This window comes from Streptomyces sp. NPDC058758, from assembly GCF_042746075.1.
GTDB lineage: Bacteria > Actinomycetota > Actinomycetes > Streptomycetales > Streptomycetaceae > Streptomyces.
Genome location: NZ_JBHYPS010000006.1, coordinates 92,698 through 115,120, shown reverse-complemented (window position 1 = coordinate 115,120; position 22,423 = coordinate 92,698). Strand labels below are relative to the sequence as shown.

Below are 22,423 nucleotides of genomic sequence, written 5' to 3'. Positions count from 1 at the left end.
CGCCCGGACCGCCGCCGGGCCCGCCTCACCTCCTCCCCCTACACACCTGCAGAGGGGGCCACCATGGCCTACGTCAGCACCACGTTCTGCGCCGGCGGACGCGGCCGTGCATGTTCGGGCGACTGCCCGGCCGAGCACGACCCCGGCGACGGGGCCACGTTCCGCGTCCGCCCCGATCATCACCACGCCGACCGCGGTTCCCGAGGGTCCGCCCGCGCGCTGACGGCGCTCTTCCACGACGACGACCTGCCCGGCGACTGGTCCGCCGTCCCCACGGCCGAGGGCGAGGTCTTCGTCCAGTTCGGCTCCCTCCACGGCCCGGCCGGCCGGCCCGGCAGCCGTACGGAACCCTTCCCGGCGGCCGAACCCCCTCTTTGGACCTCCGGATCCGCTGCCCCGCCCATCCACCCACAGGAGTCGTGAACAACGCCATGAACGATGTCTTCACCAGGCTCGCCACCGAAGGCGTCTCGGTCTGGCTCGACGGATTCCACAGCACGGGGCGGCACGACCTCGGCGCGCTGCTCCGGCAGGAGGAGACCCGTGTCCTCACCGGCGCGGTCGGCAGCCTCCCCGCCTTCGCCGACCTGCTGCGCGGCGGAAGCCACCACCGGGAGCGGATCCACGAGCTGGCGCGCGAGGGGTTCACCTCGGAGGAGGTGGTGTGGGAGCTCGCCACCCAGGACACCCGGGCGGCGTGCGACGCGCTGCTCTCCGTCCACGAACGCAGCGGCGGACGCGAGGGCTTCGTCTCCCTCGACATCGACCCGAGGAACGCCTTCGACGCGGGCGCGACGGTGGCGGAGGCACGCGCCCGGTGGCGCGCCGTCAACCGGCCGAACCTCCTGGTCAAGATCCCGGCCACGGCCGCCAACCTGTCCGCCATCAGCCTCTGCCTCGCGGAGGGCATCGGGGTGGACGCCACCGCGGTCTTCTCGCCCGACCGGTACGCCCAGGTGTCCGAGGCGTTCCTGTCGGGGCTCGAAGGGGCCCGCGCCGCGGGGCTCGACCTCCGGTCGGTCTCCTCGGTCGCCTCGTTCTTCGTGAACTCCCTCGACATCGAGGTGGACCGGCTGCTCGACCAGGCCGGCACCCCGGAGGCGAGGGCCATGGCGGGCAAGGCGGGAATCGCCAACGCCCGGCTCGCGTACGAGGTCCACGAGGACTGGCTCGCCTCGCCGAGGTGGCGCCGGCTGGCCGCGAGCGGGGCCGTCCCGCAGCGGCTGGCCTGGAACGCGGTCGACGCCCCCACCCCGCTGTACCCGGACACCCGGTACGTCGAGGAGCTCGTCGCCCCGGGCACGGTCGGCGTGCTGACGGAGGCGACCCTGCGGGCGGTCGCCGACCACGGCGAGATCAGGGGGGACAGCGTGCGGCGGCACTACGCGGAGGCGCGGCGCGTCCTGTCCTACCTGCCGTGGTTCGGGATCTCCTACCCCACGCTGGTCAGTTCGCTCGCGACGGCCACCCTCCGGCAGTCGGCGAGCGCCTGGGGCGGGCTGCTGGCGGCCGTCCGCGGCGAACTCGACGCCCACGGCCGCGCGCTGTCCCCGCTGTGACGCCGCGCGGTTCCCGCCCGGCGGGAAACCGCACCGCACGGAGAAGACAAGAAACCGCCCAGAAGGTTTTTTGACTGCCCCGCCCCCTCTCGACCCCGAGGCGGCGAGCGCGTCCGCGCCTCGGACCAGGCGCGCCAGGGAGCCCCTCACCGCATTCCGCGTTCTCGTGTTCTACGAATACAAACCAGGCAGTTGGTTTGGTACATTCTTTACCACCAACCGCGTACCCGTGCGGTGTCCACCAACGGGAGTCAGTGAGTGAGCAAACAAGAACGGGCCGCCCGCACCCGCGACGCACTGATCCGTTCCGCGGCCGAGCTGTTCGAGCGACGCGGTTACGAGCAGGCGCGCCTCGCCGAGATCAGCGCGGGCGCCGGAGTCAGCTCCGGCGCGCTGCACTTCCACTTCGAGAGCAAGGCGGCCGTGGCCCAGGCCGTCGAGAACGAGGCCTGCCGGTCCCTGCGCCGCACCGCCCGCGCGACCCAGGCCCAGCGGACCGACACGCTCCAGGCACTGGTGGACACCTCGCACGCCCTGGCCCGCCTGCTGCGCCAGGACGTGGTGACGCGGGCCGGGTACCGCCTCAACTGCGATGCCGTCGGGCGGCCCGAGCTGAACCTGCGTCAGGAATGGCAGAGTTGCGTACAGGCGCTGCTCAGCCACGCGGCCGACGAGGGGGAACTCGCCGAGGGGGTGTCGCAGCGGGACGCGACCACCGTCCTGGTCGCGGCGACCACCGGCCTGGAGGTCCTGAGCCGGCACGACGGGGTGTGGCTGTCCGGCGCCTCGCTGACCGGACTGTGGCGGCTGCTGCTGCCGCGGATCGCCGCCGCGCGCTCCCAGCGCGCGGTCGACCCCGGAGGCCGCGGCCTCGCCGTCGGGGCTCCGTACGGGGCATCCGGCCCCCAGACGCCCGAGCCGGTCCCCTCCGCGCACCCGGCGACGTAGCCCCGCCCGACCGCCCCGACCGCCCCGACCGCCCCGACCGCCCCGACCGCCCCGACCGCCCCGACCGCTTGAAAACAGCTCAGCCGGTTTGTTAGTTTCTCCCCAGGTGTCGGCGCGGGGGAGCTTGCTCACCCCGCGACGGCTGTCACGGAACCGATGGCTCGTCCATCGTCCTATGCACGGGGGCTCACGGTGGGGACACACTCTTCTTTCTGGCAAGCGAAGACCGGTCCGCGACGGCGTGCGCGCCGTCGCGGGTTCGTCCCCCCGCACGCCCGGCTGTAGGACCGCCGCCGGACGGCACCGCGCGCCCGGCCCCACCGCCGACGGACGCCGGGCGCCGCTTCCGCGCGCCCCGGGTCCGGGGCGGCCGTCCCCGCCCCACGGGCGACCGCGCGTCCGCGTCCGCCCCGGGCCGGTGACGCTCACCGTCCGCCGCGCAGGGCGCCGTCACCGTACGAGCCGGCCCGCCCTTCTTGCGCGGGCCCTCCCGCACCGAACCTCGCCCGCCGCACCAGGCGCTCCCGGCGAGGAGCCCGACGCCGCCTTCCGGCGTACGCGCGCGGACGCCGTCGCCCCACCCCGGCGATCGGCGCCACCCCTCCCCCTCCCTCCCCCTCACCAAGTCGTCCCTTCCGAAGCCCCTTTCACAGGAAACCGGAGATCAAACGTGTCCCCGCAGACGGAGCAGCCGATGTGCCCCTTCGCCATCGACCCCCTGGGACGTGACATCCACGCCGAGACGGCGGCGATCCGGAGCCGGGGAACCGCCGCCCGGATCGAGCTTCCCGGCGGCGTCCCCGCCTGGTCCGTCACCGGATACGAGGCCTGCCGCCGGCTGCTGGCCGACCCCCGCCTCTCCAAGGACCCCGAGCAGCACTGGCCCGCATGGATCAGCGGCGAGGTGGACACGGGCTGGTCCCTGTCGATGTGGGTGACGATCCGCAGCATGTTCACCGCGTACGGCTCCGAGCACGCCCGGCTGCGCGGGCTCGTCGCCTCCTCCTTCACCGCGCGCCGGACGGAAGCCATGAGACCCGCCGTCGAGCGGATCACCGCCGAGCTGCTCGACCGGCTGGCGGCCTTCCCGCCGGGGCACGCCTTCGACCTGCGCACGGAGTTCGCCACCCCGCTGCCCGCCCGGATCGTCTGCGAGCTGTTCGGCGTGCCGGAGGAGAGCAGCGGAGAGATGTGCGCGCTCTTCGACCGGCTCTTCGACACCTCCACGGAGACCCCCGAGGTGCAGCGCTGCGCCGAACGGCTGTACGCGCTGCTGTCCGGCCTGGTCGAGGCCAAGCGGCGCGCGCCCGGACCCGACCTCACCAGCGCGCTCGTCCACGCCCAGCAGGTCGAGCAGCGGTGCGACGAGCGGGAGTTGCTGGACACCCTCGTCCACCTGCTCTCGGCGGGCTTCGAGACGACCGTGAACCTCATCGACCACGCCGTGCACGCCCTGCTGACCCACCCCGACCAGCTCGCACTGGTCCGCTCGGGCGCCGTCTCGTGGCAGGACGTGGTCGAGGAGACCCTGCGCTGGCAGCCGCCCGCCGCGCACCTCATGCTCCGCTACGCGGTGGAGGACATCGATCTCGGCGACGTCCTCATACCCCGGGGCGACGCGGTGGTCATCTCGGTCGCCGGTGCGGGGCGGGACCCCGAGACGCACGGTGCGGACGCGGACGCCTTCGACGTCACCCGGCCGACCCGGCGCGGCCACCTGTCCTTCGGGCACGGCGCGCACCACTGCCTGGGCGCCCCGCTGGCCAGGATGGAGGCCGCCGTCGCCCTGTCGCGCCTGTTCGAGCGCTTCCCCGGCCTCGCGCTCGCCGTCCCCTCCGACACCCTGCGCCCGCTGGCCTCGTTCATCTCCAACGGCCACCGGGAACTCCCCGTGACGACCGGCGGGGCCCGCCCCGGCCGTCAGCGCGCCGGGACGACCGTCCCGGCGCAGCGGACCGGTGCGCGCACGCCCTCACCCACCCGGCCGGGGGTCCCCGCGGCCCGCTGAGACCGGATCCTGGGACCGCTCCTGTCCATCCCCTAAGATACGGACGCCCCGGTTTTGTTTTACCCTCAGGGAGTACGGGGGCCAAACGGACGACCGATGGCGAGGAGGCCTTCCCGGTGGCACGACAACCACGCGCGATCCGGACCCGCAACGCGGTTCTGACGGCGGCTGCGGAGGTGTTCGCCCGCCGCGGCTACGAGGCGGCGAACATCGCCGAGATCCTCGCCCAGGCGCAGGTGACCAAGGGCGCGCTGTACTTCCACTTCGCGTCCAAGGAAGAGCTCGCCCGCGGTGTGCTGGAGCACGCCGTGACCGGCAAGGTCGACCACCCCGTGAAGGTGCAGGCCCTCGTGGACACGGCACTGCTGCTGGCGCACCGCCTGCCCAACGAGCCGGTCCTGCGGGGCGCCGCCCGCCTGGCCGCCGACCAGGGGGCGGGCGCCTTCTTCGGCGGCCCCTGGCCCCTGTGGACCGCCCTCACCTCCGAGCAGCTCATCGAGGCGAAGGCGGCGGGCGAGGTCTACGACTACGTCGACCCGGCGGAGACCGCGGAGGTCCTGGTGGGGGCCTTCACCGGCCTCCAGCTCATGGCCCTGGCCTCGGGCACCGCGCAGGGGCTCGTCCGCCTGACGGCGAAGGTGTACGAGCTGACGCTCCCCGGCATCGCCGTGCCGGCCGTCCTCCGCCACATCGAGACCTCCCCCGAGCGCGCCGAGGCGCTGTACGAGCGGTACCGCGAGGAGCAGCGGGCGCTGCAGCCCGAGCCGGCGGTGTGACCGGGCGGGCGGTCCCGGGCCCGCGGTGAGCGACCGTACGCTCCGGCGGACCCGGGCCACCCGCCCGGCCGTTCAGGGCCGGAGCACGACCTTGCCCGTGGTGCGGCGGTCCAGCAGATCGGCGTGGGCCCGCCGGGCCTCGGCGAGGGGGTACTCGGCTCCGGTCACGGGACGCAGCCGGCCCGCGCGCGTGAGGGCGAGCAGCTCCTCCAGCGGCTCGCGCAGAGCTCCCGGGCGGGCCAGGGTGGGCCGCAGCCAGAAGCCGACGACGGAGGCGTTGAGGCGGCTGAGCCGCGCCGGGTCGAGCGCGGCGAAGGCGGTGCGGGACGCGTTGCCGTAGGTGACGAGCCGGCCGAAGTCGGCGAGGGAGCCGAGGGCGTGCTCGAAGAGCTCGCCGCCCGCCGCGTCCAGGATCACGTCCGCGCGCAGCGGCAGCGGGTACCGGACGGTCTCGTCCGCGCCCAGCTCCCGGGCGAGCCGCTCCTTCTCCGGCGTGGACGCCTGCGCCAGGACCCGGCCCGCCCCGAACTCGCGGGCGAGCTGGACCGCGAGACTGCCCACGCCGCCCGCCGCGGAGTGCACGACGACGCTCTCGCCGGCCCGGAGCCGGGCCGCGGAGCGCAGCAGGTGCCAGGCGGTGAGCCCCTGGGTCAGCAGGGCGAGGGCCTGGGCGGCGTCCAGCTCCTCGCCCAGTTCGACCAGGGCGCTCTCCCGGGCGACGGCGTACTGCGCATAACCGTGGCCCACCTTGGCGAGGACCCTGCGGCCGTCCTCCGTGCGGCCGACCACCTCCCCGCCCGGGACGTGCGGCAGCAGGTCGGCGGAGAGGTAGGAGCCGTCCACCTGGAAGGTGTCGGCGAAGTTGACCCCAGCCGCCTCCACGGCGATCAGGGTCTCGCCGGGGCCGGGAACCGGGACCGGGATCTCCACGGGCGTGAGGACTTCGGGACCGCCAAAACGGTCGAACCGTATCGCGAGCATGATCAGAAAGTTACCGCTTCCGGTGCGGGACCGCCGCGGTGCCCGGCACGGGGCCGTGCCGGGCGGGCGGAGGTCCGGCGCCCGGTGGTCAGGCGTTGACCGCGGGAATGACGGAGGTCCCGTAGGCGTCGATGGCGCCCTCCCGGTCGTCGTGCATGGCGTAGACGGCGAACTGGTCGACGCCCAGGTCCTTCAGGCGGCGGAGCTTCTCGACGTGGGCCTCGGCGGGGCCGAGGAGGCAGAAGCGGTCGACGATCTCGTCGGGGACGAAGGCGGTGTCCGGGTTGTCGGCGCGGCCGTGGTGGGAGTAGTCGTAGCCCTGCCGGTCCTTGATGTACGCCGTCAGCTCCTCCGGCACCATGTCCGAGTGCTCGCCGTACTTGGCGACCAGGTCGGCCACGTGGTTGCCGACCATGCCGCCGAACCAGCGGCACTGGTCCCGGGCGTGGGCCAGGGCCTCGGGCGAGTCGTCGGCCGTCACGTAGGCGGGGGCGGCGACGCAGACCGTGAGGGCGTCGGGGTCGCGGCCCGCGTCGACGGCGGCCTGCCGGACGGCCTTGACCATCCACTCGGTGAGGAACGGGTCGGCGAGCTGGAGGATGAAGCCGTCGGCCTTCCGCCCGGCCAGCGCGAGGGCCTTGGGGCCGTACGCCGCCATCCACACCGGCAGCTTCCCGTTCTTCACCCACGGGATGCGGATCGGGTTGCCGTCCACCTCGGCTTCCCGTCCCTCCGCCAGGTCGCGGATGACCTCGATGGCCTCGCCGAGGCGGGCCAGGGTGTTGGGCCTGCGGCCGGCGACGCGCATGGCGGAGTCGCCGCGGCCGATGCCGCAGACGGTCCGGTTGCCGAACATGTCGTTGAGGGTGGCGAAGGTGGAGGCGGTCACCTCCCAGGTGCGCGTCCCCGGGTTGGTGACCATCGGGCCGACGTGGAGCTTGGTGGTGTGTTCGAGGATCTGGCTGTAGATGACGAAGGGCTCCTGCCAGAGCACGGCGGAGTCGAAGGTCCAGCCGTAGCGGAAGCCGTTGCGCTCCGCCCGGCGCATCAGGCCGACGACCTGCGAGGCGGGCGGGTCGGTCTGCAGGACGAGTCCGAAGTCCAAGGGGCGGCCTCCTAGTTCAGGTACTGGCAGGTGGAGCGGGGGAGGAAGGCCCCGTGGCCGGCGCGGCCGACGTAGGCGCGCGCCTCGATGACCGGGACGCCGCGCGAGAGCACGGTCTCGACGCGTCCGGTGACGGTCTTCCCCTCGTACGCCGAGTAGTCGACGTTCATGTGGTGGGTCTCGGCGGACAGCGTCTGCGTGGCGTGCGGGTCGTAGATGACGATGTCCGCGTCCGCGCCGGGCGCGATGGTGCCCTTCTGCGGGTAGAGGCCGAACATGCGGGCCGGGGTGGCGCAGGCGATCTCGATCCAGCGGCGCCGCGAGATGTGCCCGTCGACGACGGCCTGGTGGAGGAGGTCCATGCGGTTCTCCACGCCCGGCAGGCCGTTGGGGATCTTCGAGAAGTCGCCCCGGCCCAGCTCCTTCTGCCCCACGAAGCAGAACGGGCAGTGGTCCGTCGACACCACCTGGAGGTCGTTCGTCCGCAGCCCCCGCCAGAGCGCCGCCTGGTGCTCCTTCGGCCGCAGCGGCGTCGAGCACACGTACTTGGCGCCCTCGAAGTCCGGCTCCGCCAGGTTGTCGGTCGACAGGAACAGGTACTGCGGGCAGGTCTCGCCGAAGACCGGCAGGCCCTTGTCGCGGGCCGCCGCCAGCTCGGCCACGGCCTCCTCGGCGGAGACGTGCACCACGTACAGCGGACTGCCCGCGACCCGGGCCAGCTGGATCGCCCGGTGGGTGGCCTCCGCCTCCAGCAGGGCCTTGCGGACCTCCCCGTGGTAGCGGGGGTCGGTCTCGCCCCGGGCCAGGGCCTGCTCGACGAGGACGTCGATCGCGATGCCGTTCTCGGCGTGCATCATGATCAGTCCGCCGGTGTCGGCCGCGACCTGCATAGCCCGCAGGATCTGCCCGTCGTCGGAGTAGAAGACGCCGGGATAGGCCATGAAGAGCTTGAACGAGCTGACGCCCTCCTGGACGAGGAGGGCCATCTCCTTCAGCGTGGTCGGGGTGACGTCCGACATGATCATGTGGAAGGCGTAGTCGATCGCGCAGTTGCCGTCGGCCTTGGCGTACCAGGTGTCCAGGCCCTCCCGGAGGCTGTGGCCGACGGACTGGACGGCGAAGTCGACGACGGTGGTGGTGCCGCCCCAGGCGGCGGCGCGGGTGCCGGTCTCGAAGGTGTCGGAGGCGAAGGTGCCGCCGAAGGGCAGCTCCATGTGGGTGTGGGCGTCGACGCCGCCGGGGATGACGTAGCGGTCGGTGGCGTCGAGGACGCGGTCGGCGGTCCAGCCGGCCGCCGCGTCGGAGCCGTGGGCGGCCAGCGCGGCGACGCGGCCGTCCTCGACGAGGACGTCGGCGTGGAGTTCGTCGGAGGCGGTGACGACGAGGCCGCCCCGGATGAGGGTTCGGGTGCTCACGGAGTTTCTCCCTGCCAACTAGAGCGACCGGAGGGCCTGTTCGAGGATCGCGGCGCCTTCCTCGGCCTCGGCGACGGTGAGGGAGAGCGGGGGTGCGACGCGCAGGGCGCTGGTGTCGTGGCCGCCGCCCTTCCCGATGAGGAGTCCGCCCTCGCGGGCCGCCTCCAGGACGGCGGAGGCCGCTTCGGGGGCGGCGCGGCCGGTGGCGGGGTCGGCGAGTTCGATGCCGATCATGAGCCCGCGGCCGCGGACCTCGCGGACGGCGTCGACCCCGGCCGCGGCGGCGCGGATCCGCTCGATGAGGAGGCCGCCGACCCGGCGGGCGTTGCCCTGGAGGTCGTGGTCGAGGAGGTACCCGAGGTTGGCCAGGCCCGCGGCCATGGTGACCGGCGAACCGCCGAAGGTGGAGATGGAGTTGGCGTCCAGGCAGTTCATGATCTCGGCGCGGGCGACCACGCCGCCGATCGCCATGCCGTTGCCGATGCCCTTGGCGAAGGTGAGCATGTCGGGCGGTCCGGCCCGGTCGTGCGCCTGCCAGCCCCAGAAGTGGTCGCCGGTGCGGCCCCAGCCGGTCTGCACCTCGTCGGAGATCCACAGGACGCCGTGCCGGTCGAGGACGCGGCGGAAGGCGGCGTACAGGCCGTCGGGCGGGGAGGTGAAGCCGCCGACGCCCTGGACGGGTTCGGCGATGAGGGCGGCGACCCGGTGGGTGTGGCCGAGGAGGTCTTCGAGGTCGGCGACGGCGGCCTCGGTGAACCGCTCGTCGGTGAGGCCGGCGAAGGGTCCCCGGCTGCGGACGGCGCCGTGCACGTACAGGGTCTGGAGCGGCGAGAGGCCGGTGGGCGACCAGGAGCGGTTGCCGGTGACGCCGACGGTGGAGAAGGAGCGGCCGTGGTAGCTGTTGCGCATCGCCAGGATCTGGTTCGAGCGGCGGTACGCGGTGGCGAGGAGCAGGGCCGTGTCGTTGGCCTCGGTGCCGGAGGTGGTGAAGAAGACGCGGGCGTCGGGGATGCCGGAGAGGGCGGCGATCCGTTCGGCGAGCTCCACCATCGGCCGGTCGAGGTAGAGGGTGGAGGAGTGGACGATCCGGCCGGCCTGTTCCGCGACCGCCTTGGTGACCTCGGGGAGGGCGTGGGCGGTCATGGTGGTGAGGATGCCGCCGAAGAAGTCGAGGTAGCGGCGGCCCTCGGCGTCCCAGACGTGCCGGCCCTCTCCGTGGGTGAGCTCGATCGGCTCGTCGTAGTAGAGCGCCAGCCAGTCGGGGAGGACGGCGCGGTGCCGGGCGTGCAGGCCGCTCACGGCCGGACCAGCCCGTCGTACGCGTCGGGGCGGCGGTCGCGGTAGAAGGCCCACTGCTGCCGGACCTCCTCGATGAGGCCGAAGTCGAGGTCGCGGACGACGAGTTCCTCCTCCTTGTCGGAGGCGACGTCGCCGACGAAGCGGCCGCGCGGGTCGACGAAGTAGCTGGTGCCGTAGAAGTCGTTGTCGCCGTACTCCTCGACGCCGACGCGGTTGATGGCGGCGACGAAGTACTCGTTGGCGACGGCGGCGGCGGGCTGCTCCAGCTGCCAGAGGTAGGAGGAGAGGCCGCGGTGGGTCGCCGACGGGTTGTAGACCAGCTGGGCGCCGTTCAGGCCGAGCTGGCGCCAGCCCTCGGGGAAGTGGCGGTCGTAGCAGATGTAGACGCCGACCTTGCCGACGGCGGTGTCGAAGACCGGCCAGCCGGCGTTCCCCGGGCGGAAGTAGTACTTCTCCCAGAACCCCTTGACCTGCGGGATGTGGTGCTTGCGGTACTTGCCGAGGTAGCTGCCGTCGGCGTCGATGACGGCCGCGGTGTTGTAGTAGAAGCCCTCGGACTCGACCTCGAAGACCGGGACGACGATCACCATGCCGGTCTCGCGGGCGAGCTCCCGCATCCGCGTGACGGTGGGGCCGTCCGGCACGGGCTCGGCCCAGCGGTAGTGCTCGGGTTCCTGGACCTGGCAGAAGTAGGGGGCGTTGAACACCTCCTGGAAGCCGATCACCCGGGCGCCCTGGCGGGCCGCCTCGCGGGCGTGCTCCTCGTGCTTGGCGATCATGGATTCGGTGTCGCCGGTCCAGGTCGCCTGGACGAGGGCGGCGCGTACGACGGTCATGAGCAGCTCCTTCGGCGCGGCGGCAAAGAGCCTCTACGCCCGTAGACACGGGGCGTAGGAGGAGAACGTAAGCCCCGTCACACCTCGGAGCAAGACTGCCGCCCGGAAGCAGAGCAGTCGATCATGTTTCATACCGGAGTGGTCCACACCGGACACGTACCGACACGTGCGGACTGCTCCCCGATCGTACGGTTCCGGCCCCGCGCCCCGGACCACAGCGCCGGCCCGGCGCCCCGGCCCGGCGCTCAGCCGCCGAGGACTCCCCCGACCCGCAGCGCGTGCCGCAGGGCGCGGTCGTCGGCGGCCGAGAGGGCGCGGGCCGCCGCCCCGAGCCGGGGCACGAGCAGGGCGGGGTGCACGGCCGCGAGCCGGGCCGCCTCCTCGGGGGTGCGGACCCGCAGGAAGGCGGTGAGCAGCGCGTGGGCCTCGCGGTCGTGCCCCTCGGCGACCAGCACGGCGACGGCTCCGGCCAGTTCCTCCACGGGACGGGAGAGACCCTGGCGCAGCAGCTGCTCGCAGTCGTCGGCGCGCCCGGCGTCGGCGAGCGCCCCGGCGACGGCGGCCAGCCGGGCGGGCGGCAGCGAGGCGGCCTCCCAGAGCAGGGTCCCCCAGTCGGCGCCGAACCCGGCGCGGTGGAGTTCGCCGGCGAGCGCGGGCAGCCGGGCGGGCGGCCCGACGAGCGCCTCGCAGAGCAGCACGTGCGCCTCGCCGGTACGGCCCTGGGCGCGCAGCCGCCTCAGGGCGTAGACCGCGTTGGCGGCGGCGCGCCCGGCCTCCTCGGCCTCGTCCGGGACGGCGGGCGACGGGCCGGGGGCGCCGGGCCGGGGGCCGGCGGCGGCACCGGGTGCCGAGGGCGCGGGGCCGGATGCCGCGGGCGCGGGGCCGGGCGCCGCCGGGGCGGCGGGGCCGGTACGGGGGGCGGCCCGGAGCCGGAAGCGGGCACCGCGCGGCTCCGGGCCGCCGGCGGGCGGCACGGGGACGGCGGAGGGCGCGGGCCCCTCGGTGGCGTCGTCCGCCGCCCAGGCGTAGCGGGCGCCGCGGGGGCGGCGGCGCTCCGGCGCGGGCGGCGGGCCCGCCTCCGGGCCGGCCTCCGGCGCCGGGGCGGCGCGCAGCCGGTCGAGCCGGTCGGTGAGGTCGGCGATCCGGGCGGTGGCGCGCGCGAGGTCGTCGCGGGTCCAGGCCAGGTCGTGCGCCAGCCGGGCGGCCTCCCCGGAGTCCGGGTCGGGGTGGGTGAGGAGCAGCAGGTCCAGTTCCCTGATCCGGTCCCCGGCGTGCCGGCGCTCGTCCTCCATCAGCGCGCGGCGGGCGGCCAGCGCCTCGGCGCCGCCGGGCCTGCGGTCGTGGGCGCCGGCGGCCGCCGCGTACAGTCCCCGCGCGTGCCCCGGGTCCTCCCCCACGTCCCGGAGCAGGGAGGCGACGACGTCCCAGGGCAGCAGTTCGGCGCCCTCCAGGCAGGCGCCCAGGCCGTCGGGGTCCCGCTCGGCGAAGACGGCCCACCAGCCGCCGGCCCGCTCGGCGCGGGCGGCCAGCCCGCCCAGCCAGTGGGTGAACTCCGCCATCTCCGGCGGAATGTGAGTGACCGTCATGCGCCGCACCTGCCCCGCGATAGACGCGATAGAAGGGGACCTTCCGGTCCGCCGCAGGGCATTGCACCGCAGTCGTGTTACGGGACGGCTACGGACCGTTTTCCTTTCCGTGCCCCGGGGACCACATCGGTCCCGTACCGGCGGGTCACAGGGTGACGACGATGCCGGTGTGGGGGCGCTTGCCGAGCCGGGCGACCATGGCCGGCCAGTCCACCAGCCAGAACTGGTAGGTGTACTTGCGGGAGAGCAGCCCGCGGACGTGCCGCAGCTCCTCCCCGGTGACCAGCCGGGCCGTGCCGGGGACGCGGACGGCGCCCTCGGGGACACCGCCGCGCACGTCGCAGACGCTCAGCTCGACCCGGGGGTCGTTGCGGAGCCGCTTGACCTTCCAGGAGTCGGTGCGGGTCCAGACGTACACCCGCTCCCCCTCAATGGCGTACCAGACGGGGGTGGCGACGCCGGTCCCGTCCTTCCGGAAGGTGGTGAGGCTGAGGTAGCGGCCGCGCCGCAGCTCCTCGGGGATTCGTCCGTCGGTCGTCATGACCGCCGAGCCTATGCCGGGGTGGGGTTGCGGGCGTGCGTCAGGGTCTCCCAGGCGACGAAGAGGTCGTCGGTGCCGCCCGGCCGCTGGCTGGCGGCGAGCTTCGCGGTCTGCGGCAGCCGCATGCCCATGCGGCCTTCGAGGTGGTTGAGGGCGACCTCGACGTCGGGGCCCATGGTGCGCTCGACCTTGCCGCCGCACAGCCAGCGCGGGGCGGCGGCGCCCAGCTGGTAGCGGGCGTGGAACTCCAGGGCGGCGGCGATCCGGGGCGCCTCCTCGCGGTAGAGGTCGACGCCCTGGTGCCAGGCGGTCTCGGCGATGTGCGCGGTGGCGGCCAGCGAGTAGCCGATGTGCATGAAGTTGCGGCAGGTCTCCTGGCCGAGGCCGTCGCGGTAGGTGCGCTGGCCGAACCAGTAGGCGGCCAGTTCGTCGGGCGTGTCGATGGTGCCGCCGGGCGGCGGCTTGGGCAGGGCGCCGTCGGAGGCGAGGTAGAAGTAGGCGGGCACGCGGGCGCGGTAGCGGCGTACGGACTGCTCGAAGAGGCGGCGGTCCTCCAGGAAGACGGCCATGCCGATGGCGGCGTCGGTCATCGCCAGCTCCCAGTTCCCGTTGTAGTCGGGGACGTCGGAGGTGACGGCCGGCAGGTACGCCTTGCGCAGCATCCACTTGAAGCGCTGCACGGCGGCCCCGCCCCAGGCGGGGTAGCCGGCGTGGACGATGTCGGCGGCGCGCGCCCAGGAGGAGCCGGCCCAGGCGGTCTGGAGGTCGGCGTCGTCGCGGGTGTGCTCCTTGACGGTCCGCGCCCAGGCGTCCATGATCTCCACGGCCTTCGCCGCGTGCTCCTCCTCGCCGGAGACGGACCACAGGAGGGCGTGGGTGTAGGCGGCGAGGGCGTCCTCGCGCTCGGCGACGCAGGCGTCGGTGCCGGCGTTGGAGGCGCAGGCGACGGTCCGCGCCGGGTGCGGGACGTAGTCGGGGGCCGCGTACGGGGAGGCGCCCATCGCCCGGTAGGCGGAGGCCCAGGGTTCCTCGCCCGCCCGCACGTGGCGCCGGACGGCGTCGAGCTGGGCACCGCCGACGAGGACGCCCGGATGGCGGAAGCGCTCCGGGGCGGCGCCGGCCGGAGGGACCTGCGCGGGGGCGCCGGAGGGCTCGCCGCCGCAGGCCGCCGCCGACAGGAGCAGCAGCGGGACGAGGACGGCGGCGGCCGCCCGGAGGCGGCGCGGGCGGGTACGCGACTGAGGGTGCACGGCACCACGGTGGGCCCCCGGGCGGACCGCCGCATCCGCTGTCACTCCACCGGGTCACGCCACCGGGTCACCCCGCCGGGGCACGGCAAAGGACGGCCGGGCGGTCCGGCTCAGCCGTGGTCGGAGAGCCGGGACAGGCCCTTGGCCAGTTCCTCCTGGTTCATCACCGGCGAGTAGTGGATCCTGGCGCCGAGCCTCATGAAGAAGGGTTCCGCGATGGCCGGCAGGTCGGAGGTCTCGGCGAGGTCGAAGAAGAAGTAGCCGGTGCGGCAGCCGTTCTCGACGGTGAAGTAGGCGGCCTCGGGGCGGATGCGCCCGAGCGCCTCCTGCATGAGCCCCTGGACGGCGCCCTGGCGGATGAGGTCGTTGGAGACCTCGGTGTTCATCTCGACCTTCATCAGCATGCGCATGGCACAACCCCGATCCCGGCCGGGCGGAGGCTCCCTGCGGCGGTACGCCCTCGGTCCACCCGGACGTACTCACCTCAAGCGTCCTCCCCCGGACGGGCGGGGGCCACCCGGCGGGCGGACCGGGGGCGGGCGCGGCCGGTCAGGCGGGCAGCGGCGCGCAGCGGGCGAGCAGTTCGTCCATCGACAGGTCGAGGACGCCGGCGAGGGCCGCGACGGTGAAGAAGGCCGGGGTGGGGGCGCGGCCGGTCTCGATCTTGCGGAGGGTCTCGGCCGACAGGCCGGCCGCCGCGGCGATCTCGACCATCGAGCGCTCGCCGCGGGCGTCGCGCAGCAGCCGCCCGAGGCGCTCGCCGCGCTCGCGCTCTTCCGGGGTCAGGGGGGTGCGCACCATGCCCCCACTGTACCGACCCGGACCCCATTTTCATACCGGTATAGTAATGGGCATGGTGAAGATCAAGACCGACACGGACATGGACGAGATGCGCGAGGCGGGCCGCGTGGTGGCCCGCGCCCTGGCGGCGGCGCGGGAGGCGGCGGCGCCCGGGGTCCCCGTCGCCGCGCTGGACCGGGCGGCCCGGGAGGTGCTGGACCGGTCCGGCGCGGGCTCGCCCTTCCTGGGCTACCGCCCGGACTGGGCGCCGACGCCCTTCCCCGCCGTCGTCTGCGTGTCCGTCAACGACGCGATCGTGCACGGCGTCCCGGACGGCACCCGGCTCGCCGACGGCGACCTGGTCTCGGTGGACTGCGGCGCCCTGCTGCGCGGTTGGGCCGGGGACGCGGCGGTGAGCTTCACCGTCGGCCGTGCCCGCCCCGAGGACACCCGGCTGATCGCCGCCGCCGAGGAGGCCCTGGCGGCCGGCATCGCGGCGGCCGTCGTGGGCAACAGGATCGGGGACATCGCGCACGCGATCGGCACGGTGTGCCGGAAGGCGGGGTACGGCGTCCCGGACGGCTTCGGCGGGCACGGCATCGGCCGCGCCATGCACGAGGACCCGGGCGTGCCGAACGAGGGACGCCCCGGGCGCGGGATGAGGCTGCGCCACGGCATGGTCCTGGCCATCGAGCCGATGCTCGTCGGGGGCGGCGGCGACGGGCACTACACGGCCCGGGACGGCTGGACGATCCGCACGCTCGACGGCTCCCGGGCCGCCCACGCCGAGCACACGGTGGCCGTCACCGACGCGGGGCCGCGCGTCCTGACCGCGCCGTAGCCCGGGCGAGCGGCGCGGGGTTCCGCCGCCGCCCCGGCCCCCTCACGGGGCGGCTCCTAGACTCGCCCCATGACGGAGGAGACGCGCCCGGTGCCGGAGGCGGTGGCCGCCCTGGCGGCCGCCCTGGGCGAACGGTTCGGCACGGTGGCGGCCGGACACGACGGCGACGTGCCGGCCCTGGTGTGGACGGACGGGCCGGCGGTCGACGAGCTGGCGGAGGCGGCCCGGGCCCTGGCGCCGGAGACGGCCGGCGGACTGGCCTTCCGGCGCGGGCTGTCGGAGCGGTGGATCGCCCTGGGCGCGATCCGGCTGGCGCCTGGCCCGCTGTCCTGCGGGTTGCCCGTGCCGTTGTCCCCGGCCGCCGTGGAGGCCCACTGGTGGCGGACGCGGCTGCCCGTGCCGGTCACCCCGCGCGAGGAACGGCTCGTGTACGGCCTGCTGTACGAGGTCCACGACGACCACCGCCGCGACGAGGTCACCGCACAGGAGATCTGCACCGGCCTGACCCGGCGGGGACTCGCCGCGCTCCTGCTGCGGTCCGGCGCGGAGCTGACCCCGGCCGAACTCCTCACCGCCCGGTACGCCGCCTCCCACGGGCACCTCGCCTGGCGCCACGCGCTGCGGACGATGCCCGTGCCGGTGCTGCTGCGGGCCGTCCGCGACGACCCGCAGGCACCGCCCGACTGCCTCGCCGCCGCCCGCGCGCTGGAATCGGCCCCGGACGGCGCCTCCTGAGGGGCCCTCACGGGCCGGGACGGACCACCATCGCCGAACCGCCGCCCCGGCGGACGGTCTCGGCGGCGGCCAGCCACCGCCCGTCGGGCAGGCGCTGGACGCCGGTGGCGGCGCCGATCTCCGGGTTCTGCCGGAAGCCGTGTCCCAGGGCTTCGAGCGCGGGCCTGACCGGGCCGTTCCAGAGGGCCGGCTCCAGCTCGGTCGTGGCCTGGTTGCGCTGGCTGGCGCGCGGCGCGGCGATGGCGTCGACGAGCGGCAGCCCCCGGTCGAGGACGCCGGTGAGGGTCTGGAGGACGGTGGTGACGATGGTGGCGCCGCCCGGTGAGCCGAGGGCGAGGACCGGCCGGTCGTGGCGGTCCAGGACGATCGTCGGGGAGATCGAGGAGCGGGGGCGCTTGCCGGGGCCGGGCAGGTTGGGGTCGTGGACGGCCGGGTTCGCCGGGACGAAGGAGAAGTCGGTCAGTTCGTTGTTGAGCAGGAAGCCGCGCCCGGGGACGGTGATGCCGCTGCCGCCGGTGGACTCGATGGTGAGCGTGTAGGCGACGACGTTCCCCCACCGGTCGGCGACCGTGAGGTGGGTGGTGTTCTCGCCCTCGTACGTCGTCGGGGCCGCGGTCCCGCCGGCCGCGCACGGCACCGGGTGGCGCGGGTCGCCGGGCGCGAGCGGGCTGGTCAGGGCGGCGTCGTCGCGGATCAGGCAGGCCCGGGAGTCGGCGTACCGCCGGGAGAGCAGGCCGCGGACGGGCACGGACTCGAAGGCCGGGTCGCCGACCCAACGGCCCCGGTCGGCGAAGGCGATCCGGCTCGCCTCGATGAAGCGGTGGAGGTAGGCCGTCTCCGGGACGGCGGAGAGGTCCGTGTTCTCCAGGATGTTGAGGGCCTCGCCGACGGTCGTGCCGCCGGAGGACGACGGGGCCATGCCGTACACGTCGAGGCCCCGGTAGGTGACCCGGGTGGGGGCGCGCCGGACGGTCCGGTACGCGGCGAGGTCCCGCTCCGTCAGGTCCCCGGCCCGGACGACGCGGCCGGCGCCCTCGCGGACCGGAGGGGTGCGGACGGTGCGCACGATGTCGCGGGCGAGCGGGCCGCGGTAGAGGGCGTCGACGCCCTCCCTCCCGAGGGTGGCGTAGGTACGGGCCAGGTCCGGGTTCCTGACGACGGAGCCGACCTCGGGGAGCCGGCCGCCGGGCAGGAAGAGGGCGGCGGAGGCCGGGAAGTCGCGGAAGCGGGCCTCGTTGGCGGCCGTCTGGGCGCGGTAGGTGGCGTCGACGGCGAAGCCCTCGCGGGCCAGCCGCTCGGCGGGGGCCAGGAGTTCGCGGAGCGGCTTGCTGCCCCAGGCGTCCAGGGCGGCGGCCCAGGTGGCGGGGGTGCCGGGGGTGCCGACGGAGCGCCCGCTGGTCATCGCCTCCTCGAAGGGGAGCGGGGCGCCGTTCTCGGTGAGGAGGGCGGCGTCGGCCGAGGCGGGGGCGGTCTCGCGGCCGTCGACGGTGGAGACCGTACGGCTCCGGGCGTCGTAGTGGACGAGGTAGCCGCCTCCGCCGATGCCGGCCGAGTACGGCTCGGTGACGCCGAGGGCGGCGGCGACGGCGACAGCCGCGTCGACCGCGTTGCCGCCCCGGCGCAGCACCTCGATGCCGGCGGCGCTGGCGTCGGCGTCCACGCTGGCGACGGCGCCGCCGTGGCCGACGGCCACGGGCACCTTGCCGGGCGGGGCCGGCGCGGCCGGCAGGGCCCGCGCGACCGGCGCGGCCGGCTGATCCCGAGGGGCTTGCGGAGCGGTACGGGGCGGGGCGGCCGCCCCCACCGAGAGCACCGTCGCGGCCGCCGCGGCGACCACCCCGTACCGGACTGCGGAGCGACGCATCCCTGACCTCCCGTCAATGACCGTCCACGCAGCGTAACTTCCTTGCCGCCCCGGCGGCAGGAGGCCTTCCCTCACCCCTCGAACGGTCACCCGACCGCCGCTAGCATGCGCCCCTATGGACGAGGACCTGCGGAACATCGTGCTCGGCGTGCTGGCGACCGGCCTCAGCGCGTCGCTCGGCTGGCTCACCCGGACCTACGCGTGGCGCCGGCGGCTCCGCCGCAAGCAGGCGTTCTTCGGTCTGCCCGGCCACGCGGAGTGCCTGCTCGTGGTGAACCGGGAGGCGGGCGGGGACGGGGCGGTGCACCGCTTCGACGTCTTCGCACTGCTCGAACTGGCCGCGCTCGTGAAGGACTGCGGGGCGCAGGCGCAGATCGTCCAGCACGACCGGACGCACCTGGGGTTCGGCGACCGCACGGAGTTCTGCGTCGGCGGTCCGGGGTCGAACCGGCGCATGGCCGCCCACCTCGGCTCGCTGCTGCCCGGGCTGACCATGAACACGGAGCCGGAGCCGGTCGAGGAGCGGGGGGCGATCGAGGTCGGCGGCGAGCGGTACCGGATGGACCCGGGCGCCGTCGAGTACGTGGTGCTGGCGCGGATCACGGCGGGCGAGGGCGGCCGCCCGGTCTTCCTCTTCTGCGGCCAGCGGGCGATCACCAACCAGGCGGCGACCCGCTATCTGGCCCGCCACCACGAGCGGTTGGCCCGCAAGCACCGGAGCGGCTCCTTCGTCCTGCTCCTCAAGGTGGTCAACTCCCAGGCGTACGGCCCCGACGTGGTCGAGCTGGTGGCCGACGTGACGCGGGCGGCGCTCAGGGCTCCCGCAGCCGCACCGGCAGTGACTTGACGCCGTTGACGAAGTTGGAGACGAGCCGCCGGGGCGGCCCGGTGAGCTCGACTCCCCCGCAGGCCTCCCGCAGCTCCTCGTGGAAGACCCGGAGTTGCAGTCGGGCGAAGTGGGCGCCGAGGCAGACGTGGGGGCCGTCGCCGAAGGAGACGTGGGGGTTGGGACGGCGGGCGAGGTCGATCCGGTGCGGGTCGGGGAAGACGCGTTCGTCGTGGTTGGCGGAGACGTGGAAGACGACGACCTTGTCGCCCTCGGCGATCCGGACCCCGGCCAGCTCCGTGTCGCGGGCGGCGGTGCGGCGGAAGGAGAGCACCGGCGGGTGGACCCGCAGGAGTTCGTCCACGGCGGTGTCCGCGCCGACCTCGCCCCGCAGGAGCCGGCGCTGCTCGTCGGGGTGCCCGCACAGGGCGAGGACGCCGCCCGGGGCCGCCGCGCGGACGGTGTCGTTCCCGGCGACGGTGAGCAGGAAGAAGAACATCTCCAGTTCGGCGTCGGCGAGTTCGGTGGTGGCAAGGGCGGTCATCAGGTCGTCGGCCGGATGCTCGCGCTTGTGGGCGGCCAGCTCCTGCGCGTAGCCGAACATCTCGGCGAGCATGGCCGGCGACCGCGGGTCGGCGGGCTTCCCGTCGGCGCCGAGGACGGCCGGCTCGTCCGGGTCCTGGTAGGCGATGACCCGCTCGGTCCAGGCGTGCAGCAGCCCCCGGTCCCCGGCGGGCACGCCGAGCAGGTCGGTGAGGTTGAGCAGCGCGTAGTCGTCGGTGACGGCCCGGACGAGGTCGGTCTCGCCGCCCGCCTCCAGCGCCGCCGCCAGCAGGGCGCGGGCCCGCGCGCGGGCGGTCGCCTCGAACCGCGCGATCCGCCCCGGGGTGAAGGCCCGGCTGGCGAGCCTCCTCAGCCTGCCGTGCCCCGGCGGGTCCTGATTGAGCATCATGCGCCGGATGAAGGGCAGGTCGGCGGGGTCCGGGTCGCGGATCTGGGTGGCGCCGAGCCAGGAGGAGTACGTCCCCGCGTCCTTGAGCACCCGGACGACGTCGGCGTGCCGGGTCACCGCCCAGAAGCCCGGTCCGGCCGGCCACCCGAGCACCGCCCGTTCCTCCTGCCACGCGACCGGCGCCCGGTCGCGCAGGGTGCGGAAGGCGTCGTGCGGCGGCCCGGCGGCGTGGACGCGGGGGTCGAAGACGTCGGGAAGGTCCGGCGGCTGCTTCACGGGACCAGCCTGGAGCAGCGGCGGGGGCGTGTCCACCGTGACGGCCCGGGACGGGCGCCGGAGGACGGAACGCGCGGTTCGCGCCCCGCCGGGGCCGGCGTCGGGCGCCCCGGGCCGGCGCCCGGGGCGCCGCCGACGCACCCTCCAATCGTTACCCGCACGTAACTTACCGACCGGTTACCACGGGTAGCACGGCGCGGTTACCGTCGGGCCACTTCACTGCCCCCCATCAGTGACCCCCCATCGAGGAGTGGCCCGTGCGCACATCCCTGGCCCTCGCCGTCTCCGCCGCCCTGGTGGCCGGGACGGCCCTGTCCGTGGCCCCCGTCGCCCAGGCGGCGGAGAGCGGCCCGTCGATCCGGTTCGTGGACATCGCCGGCGACGGCGGCACCGTCCTCAAGGCCAACGTCGTCACGCCCGCCGGGGCCGGCGGATCCGCCCGCCTGCCGGTGGTCGTGCTGCCCACCAGCTGGGCCATGCCGCAGGTCGAGTACCTGGCGCAGGCGCAGAAGCTCGCCGAGTCCGGTTATGTCGTGGTGAGTTACAACTCGCGCGGCTTCTGGGAGTCCGGCGGGGAGATCGAGACCGCCGGGCCCAAGGACATCGCCGACGCGTCGAAGGTGATCGACTGGGCGCTCGCCCACACCCCGGCGGACCCTGCCAAGGTCGGCATGGCCGGGGTGAGTTACGGCGCCGGGATCTCGCTCCTGGCCGCCGCCCACGACTCCCGGATCAAGGCCGTCGCCGCGCTGAGCGGCTGGGCCGACCTCATCGACTCCATCTACAGCGGCCGCACCCAGCACCTCCAGGCCGCCGCGCTGCTCGGCGGAGCCGGGTACCTCACCGGCCGCCCGGGTCCCGAACTGGAGAAGGTCCTCGGCGACTTCCTCTCCTCGAACCTCGACCAGGAGGACGAGATGATCGCCTGGGGGCGGCAGCGCTCGGCCGCCACCCACCTGGACCGGATCAACGCCAACGGCACCGCCGTCATGCTCGGCAACGCCTGGGGCGACACCATCTTCCCGCCCAACCAGTACGCGGACTTCTACGAGAAGCTGACGGGCCCCAAGCGGCTGGAGTTCCGCCCCGGCGACCACGCCACCGCCGAGGCCACCGGCATCCTCGGGCTGCCCAACGACACCTGGACCAGCGCCCACCGCTGGTTCGACCGCTACCTCAAGGGCGCCGACAACGGCATCGACCGCGAGCAGCCGGTGCGGCTCAAGCCCCGGTCCGACGGCGGCTACGAGGGCTACGCCGACTGGAAGTCGGTCAACGCGCACCGCGAGCGCATCGCGCTGGACGACTCCGAGCACGTCTGGGCCAACGTGAACTCCGGCGCGGACGGCGGCGTCGTGCTGCTCAGCAACCTCCTCGACCAGCTGGCGCAGACCCCGCCGACCGTCTCCGTCCCGCTGCTCCCCCGCTCCTTCGCCGCCGTCTGGCAGTCCCGGCGGTACGACTCCGGCGCGGCGGTGCGCGGCACGCCGGTGCTGCACACCACGGTCACCCCGACCGCGTCGAGCGGCACCTTCGTCGCGTACCTCTACGACGTGGGCCCGCTCGGTGTCGGGAAGCTGGTGAGCAACGCCCCGTACACCTTCCACGACAAGGTGCCGGGGCGGCCGTTCGGCGTGGACCTGGAGCTGTTCTCCACGGCCTACGACGTCCCGGCCGGCCACCGGCTCGCGCTGGTCGTCGACACCGTCGACCCGCTGTACATCGAGCACAACCCGGCCGGCGCGCAGCTGACCTTCTCCTCTCCCGCCTCGGATCCCTCGTACGTCTCGGTGCCGATGCGGAAGGAGTGATCACGGCTGCTGCCGGGCCGGTTTCAGGCCCGTG

General features: G+C 74.6%; 21 protein-coding genes. 9 read left to right on the top strand and 12 right to left on the bottom strand.

Going from position 1 to position 22,423, the window contains the following annotated elements; all coding sequences use genetic code 11:
- Positions 1-63 precede the first annotated feature (63 nt).
- From ACFW6A_RS10330 to ACFW6A_RS10310, 5 genes are all read left to right on the top strand, one after another.
- The gene (locus ACFW6A_RS10330) at positions 64-423 is read left to right on the top strand and encodes a hypothetical protein (protein ID WP_351856043.1); all 360 of its coding nucleotides are present in this window, start codon (positions 64-66) and stop codon (positions 421-423) included.
- Entirely contained in the window at positions 420-1,559 is a 1,140-nt protein-coding gene (locus ACFW6A_RS10325; RefSeq protein WP_386639815.1) for a transaldolase family protein, read from the top strand. Before ACFW6A_RS10330 ends, ACFW6A_RS10325 begins: the two co-directional genes overlap by 4 nt.
- Positions 1,560-1,817: 258 nt before the next feature.
- Positions 1,818-2,507 (top strand): ScbR family autoregulator-binding transcription factor, encoded by a 690-nt coding sequence (locus ACFW6A_RS10320; protein WP_351856048.1) that lies wholly within the window; start codon positions 1,818-1,820, stop codon positions 2,505-2,507.
- A 670-nt stretch (positions 2,508-3,177) separates the two neighbouring features.
- Positions 3,178-4,515, top strand: a complete 1,338-nt coding sequence (locus ACFW6A_RS10315) for a cytochrome P450 (RefSeq protein ID WP_386639811.1) — start codon at positions 3,178-3,180, stop codon at positions 4,513-4,515.
- A gap of 116 nt (positions 4,516-4,631) precedes the next feature.
- Entirely contained in the window at positions 4,632-5,291 is a 660-nt protein-coding gene (locus ACFW6A_RS10310) for a ScbR family autoregulator-binding transcription factor (protein ID WP_351856054.1), read from the top strand.
- A gap of 72 nt (positions 5,292-5,363) precedes the next feature.
- Here ACFW6A_RS10310 and ACFW6A_RS10305 read toward each other — a convergent pair whose 3' ends face one another.
- The 10 genes from ACFW6A_RS10305 to ACFW6A_RS10260 all read right to left on the bottom strand — a co-directional run bounded on the left by ACFW6A_RS10305 (position 5,364) and on the right by ACFW6A_RS10260 (position 15,105).
- The gene (locus tag ACFW6A_RS10305) at positions 5,364-6,272 is read right to left on the bottom strand and encodes a zinc-binding dehydrogenase (RefSeq protein WP_351856057.1); all 909 of its coding nucleotides are present in this window, start codon (positions 6,270-6,272) and stop codon (positions 5,364-5,366) included.
- A gap of 88 nt (positions 6,273-6,360) precedes the next feature.
- The gene (locus ACFW6A_RS10300) at positions 6,361-7,377 is read right to left on the bottom strand and encodes a TIGR03842 family LLM class F420-dependent oxidoreductase (RefSeq protein WP_351856060.1); all 1,017 of its coding nucleotides are present in this window, start codon (positions 7,375-7,377) and stop codon (positions 6,361-6,363) included.
- An 11-nt stretch (positions 7,378-7,388) separates the two neighbouring features.
- Positions 7,389-8,792 (bottom strand): dihydropyrimidinase, encoded by a 1,404-nt coding sequence (hydA, locus tag ACFW6A_RS10295; RefSeq protein WP_351856064.1) that lies wholly within the window; start codon positions 8,790-8,792, stop codon positions 7,389-7,391.
- An 18-nt stretch (positions 8,793-8,810) separates the two neighbouring features.
- Positions 8,811-10,091 (bottom strand): aspartate aminotransferase family protein, encoded by a 1,281-nt coding sequence (locus tag ACFW6A_RS10290; RefSeq protein ID WP_351856067.1) that lies wholly within the window; start codon positions 10,089-10,091, stop codon positions 8,811-8,813.
- Positions 10,088-10,927 (bottom strand): nitrilase-related carbon-nitrogen hydrolase, encoded by an 840-nt coding sequence (locus ACFW6A_RS10285; protein WP_351856070.1) that lies wholly within the window; start codon positions 10,925-10,927, stop codon positions 10,088-10,090. The genes ACFW6A_RS10290 and ACFW6A_RS10285 overlap by 4 nt, the downstream gene beginning before the upstream one ends.
- Before the next feature lie 245 nt (positions 10,928-11,172).
- The gene (locus tag ACFW6A_RS10280) at positions 11,173-12,513 is read right to left on the bottom strand and encodes a UL36 very large tegument protein (RefSeq protein WP_386639808.1); all 1,341 of its coding nucleotides are present in this window, start codon (positions 12,511-12,513) and stop codon (positions 11,173-11,175) included.
- Between the two features lie 145 nt (positions 12,514-12,658).
- A complete protein-coding gene (locus ACFW6A_RS10275; protein WP_351850736.1) occupies positions 12,659-13,054 on the bottom strand; it encodes a PPOX class F420-dependent oxidoreductase in 396 nt (131 codons plus the stop codon).
- Positions 13,055-13,065: 11 nt separating this feature from the next.
- A complete protein-coding gene (locus tag ACFW6A_RS10270) occupies positions 13,066-14,304 on the bottom strand; it encodes an alginate lyase family protein (RefSeq protein WP_386639805.1) in 1,239 nt (412 codons plus the stop codon).
- 110 nt (positions 14,305-14,414) lie between these two features.
- Positions 14,415-14,714, bottom strand: coding sequence for a hypothetical protein (locus ACFW6A_RS10265; RefSeq protein WP_351850734.1), 300 nt, complete (start codon positions 14,712-14,714; stop codon positions 14,415-14,417).
- Positions 14,715-14,853: 139 nt separating this feature from the next.
- Positions 14,854-15,105, bottom strand: coding sequence for a helix-turn-helix transcriptional regulator (locus ACFW6A_RS10260; RefSeq protein WP_351850733.1), 252 nt, complete (start codon positions 15,103-15,105; stop codon positions 14,854-14,856).
- A 52-nt stretch (positions 15,106-15,157) separates the two neighbouring features.
- Here ACFW6A_RS10260 and map point away from each other — a divergent pair, with 52 nt between their 5' ends.
- Together map and ACFW6A_RS10250 are read left to right on the top strand one after the other, a co-directional pair.
- Complete coding sequence (map, locus tag ACFW6A_RS10255; protein WP_351850731.1) at positions 15,158-15,925, top strand: type I methionyl aminopeptidase; 768 nt, start codon at positions 15,158-15,160, stop codon at positions 15,923-15,925.
- A gap of 69 nt (positions 15,926-15,994) precedes the next feature.
- Positions 15,995-16,660, top strand: coding sequence for a hypothetical protein (locus ACFW6A_RS10250; protein WP_351850729.1), 666 nt, complete (start codon positions 15,995-15,997; stop codon positions 16,658-16,660).
- 7 nt (positions 16,661-16,667) lie between these two features.
- Here the strand turns inward: ACFW6A_RS10250 and ggt are convergent, their stop codons facing one another.
- Entirely contained in the window at positions 16,668-18,524 is a 1,857-nt protein-coding gene (gene ggt, locus ACFW6A_RS10245; protein WP_351850728.1) for a gamma-glutamyltransferase, read from the bottom strand.
- A 115-nt stretch (positions 18,525-18,639) separates the two neighbouring features.
- Between ggt and ACFW6A_RS10240 the strand changes: the two genes are divergently transcribed.
- Positions 18,640-19,371, top strand: coding sequence for a hypothetical protein (locus ACFW6A_RS10240; protein ID WP_386639801.1), 732 nt, complete (start codon positions 18,640-18,642; stop codon positions 19,369-19,371).
- Here the strand turns inward: ACFW6A_RS10240 and ACFW6A_RS10235 are convergent.
- Positions 19,337-20,578: a cytochrome P450 gene (locus tag ACFW6A_RS10235; protein ID WP_386639798.1), complete on the bottom strand. Its 1,242-nt coding sequence runs from the start codon at positions 20,576-20,578 to the stop codon at positions 19,337-19,339. The two genes, ACFW6A_RS10240 and ACFW6A_RS10235, sit on opposite strands and share 35 nt — an antisense overlap.
- A 257-nt stretch (positions 20,579-20,835) precedes the next feature.
- On the opposite strand from ACFW6A_RS10235, the gene ACFW6A_RS10230 reads away from it, so the two are divergent.
- Complete coding sequence (locus ACFW6A_RS10230; protein WP_386639795.1) at positions 20,836-22,389, top strand: alpha/beta fold hydrolase; 1,554 nt, start codon at positions 20,836-20,838, stop codon at positions 22,387-22,389.
- Positions 22,390-22,423: the final 34 nt, after the last annotated feature.

Excerpts from the sequence above, each read along its gene's own strand:
- map (WP_351850731.1), top strand. The coding sequence starts at position 15,158 with ATGGTGAAGATCAAGACCGACACGGACATGGACGAGATGCGCGAGGCG.
- ACFW6A_RS10240 (WP_386639801.1), top strand. The coding sequence starts at position 18,640 with ATGGACGAGGACCTGCGGAACATCGTGCTCGGCGTGCTGGCGACCGGC.
- ACFW6A_RS10265 (WP_351850734.1), bottom strand. The coding sequence starts at position 14,714 with ATGCGCATGCTGATGAAGGTCGAGATGAACACCGAGGTCTCCAACGAC.
- ACFW6A_RS10330 (WP_351856043.1), top strand. The coding sequence starts at position 64 with ATGGCCTACGTCAGCACCACGTTCTGCGCCGGCGGACGCGGCCGTGCA.
- ACFW6A_RS10275 (WP_351850736.1), bottom strand. The coding sequence starts at position 13,054 with ATGACGACCGACGGACGAATCCCCGAGGAGCTGCGGCGCGGCCGCTAC.
- ggt (WP_351850728.1), bottom strand. The coding sequence starts at position 18,524 with ATGCGTCGCTCCGCAGTCCGGTACGGGGTGGTCGCCGCGGCGGCCGCG.
- ACFW6A_RS10305 (WP_351856057.1), bottom strand. The coding sequence starts at position 6,272 with ATGCTCGCGATACGGTTCGACCGTTTTGGCGGTCCCGAAGTCCTCACG.
- ACFW6A_RS10280 (WP_386639808.1), bottom strand. The coding sequence starts at position 12,513 with ATGACGGTCACTCACATTCCGCCGGAGATGGCGGAGTTCACCCACTGG.
- ACFW6A_RS10260 (WP_351850733.1), bottom strand. The coding sequence starts at position 15,105 with ATGGTGCGCACCCCCCTGACCCCGGAAGAGCGCGAGCGCGGCGAGCGC.
- ACFW6A_RS10285 (WP_351856070.1), bottom strand. The coding sequence starts at position 10,927 with ATGACCGTCGTACGCGCCGCCCTCGTCCAGGCGACCTGGACCGGCGAC.
- ACFW6A_RS10250 (WP_351850729.1), top strand. The coding sequence starts at position 15,995 with ATGACGGAGGAGACGCGCCCGGTGCCGGAGGCGGTGGCCGCCCTGGCG.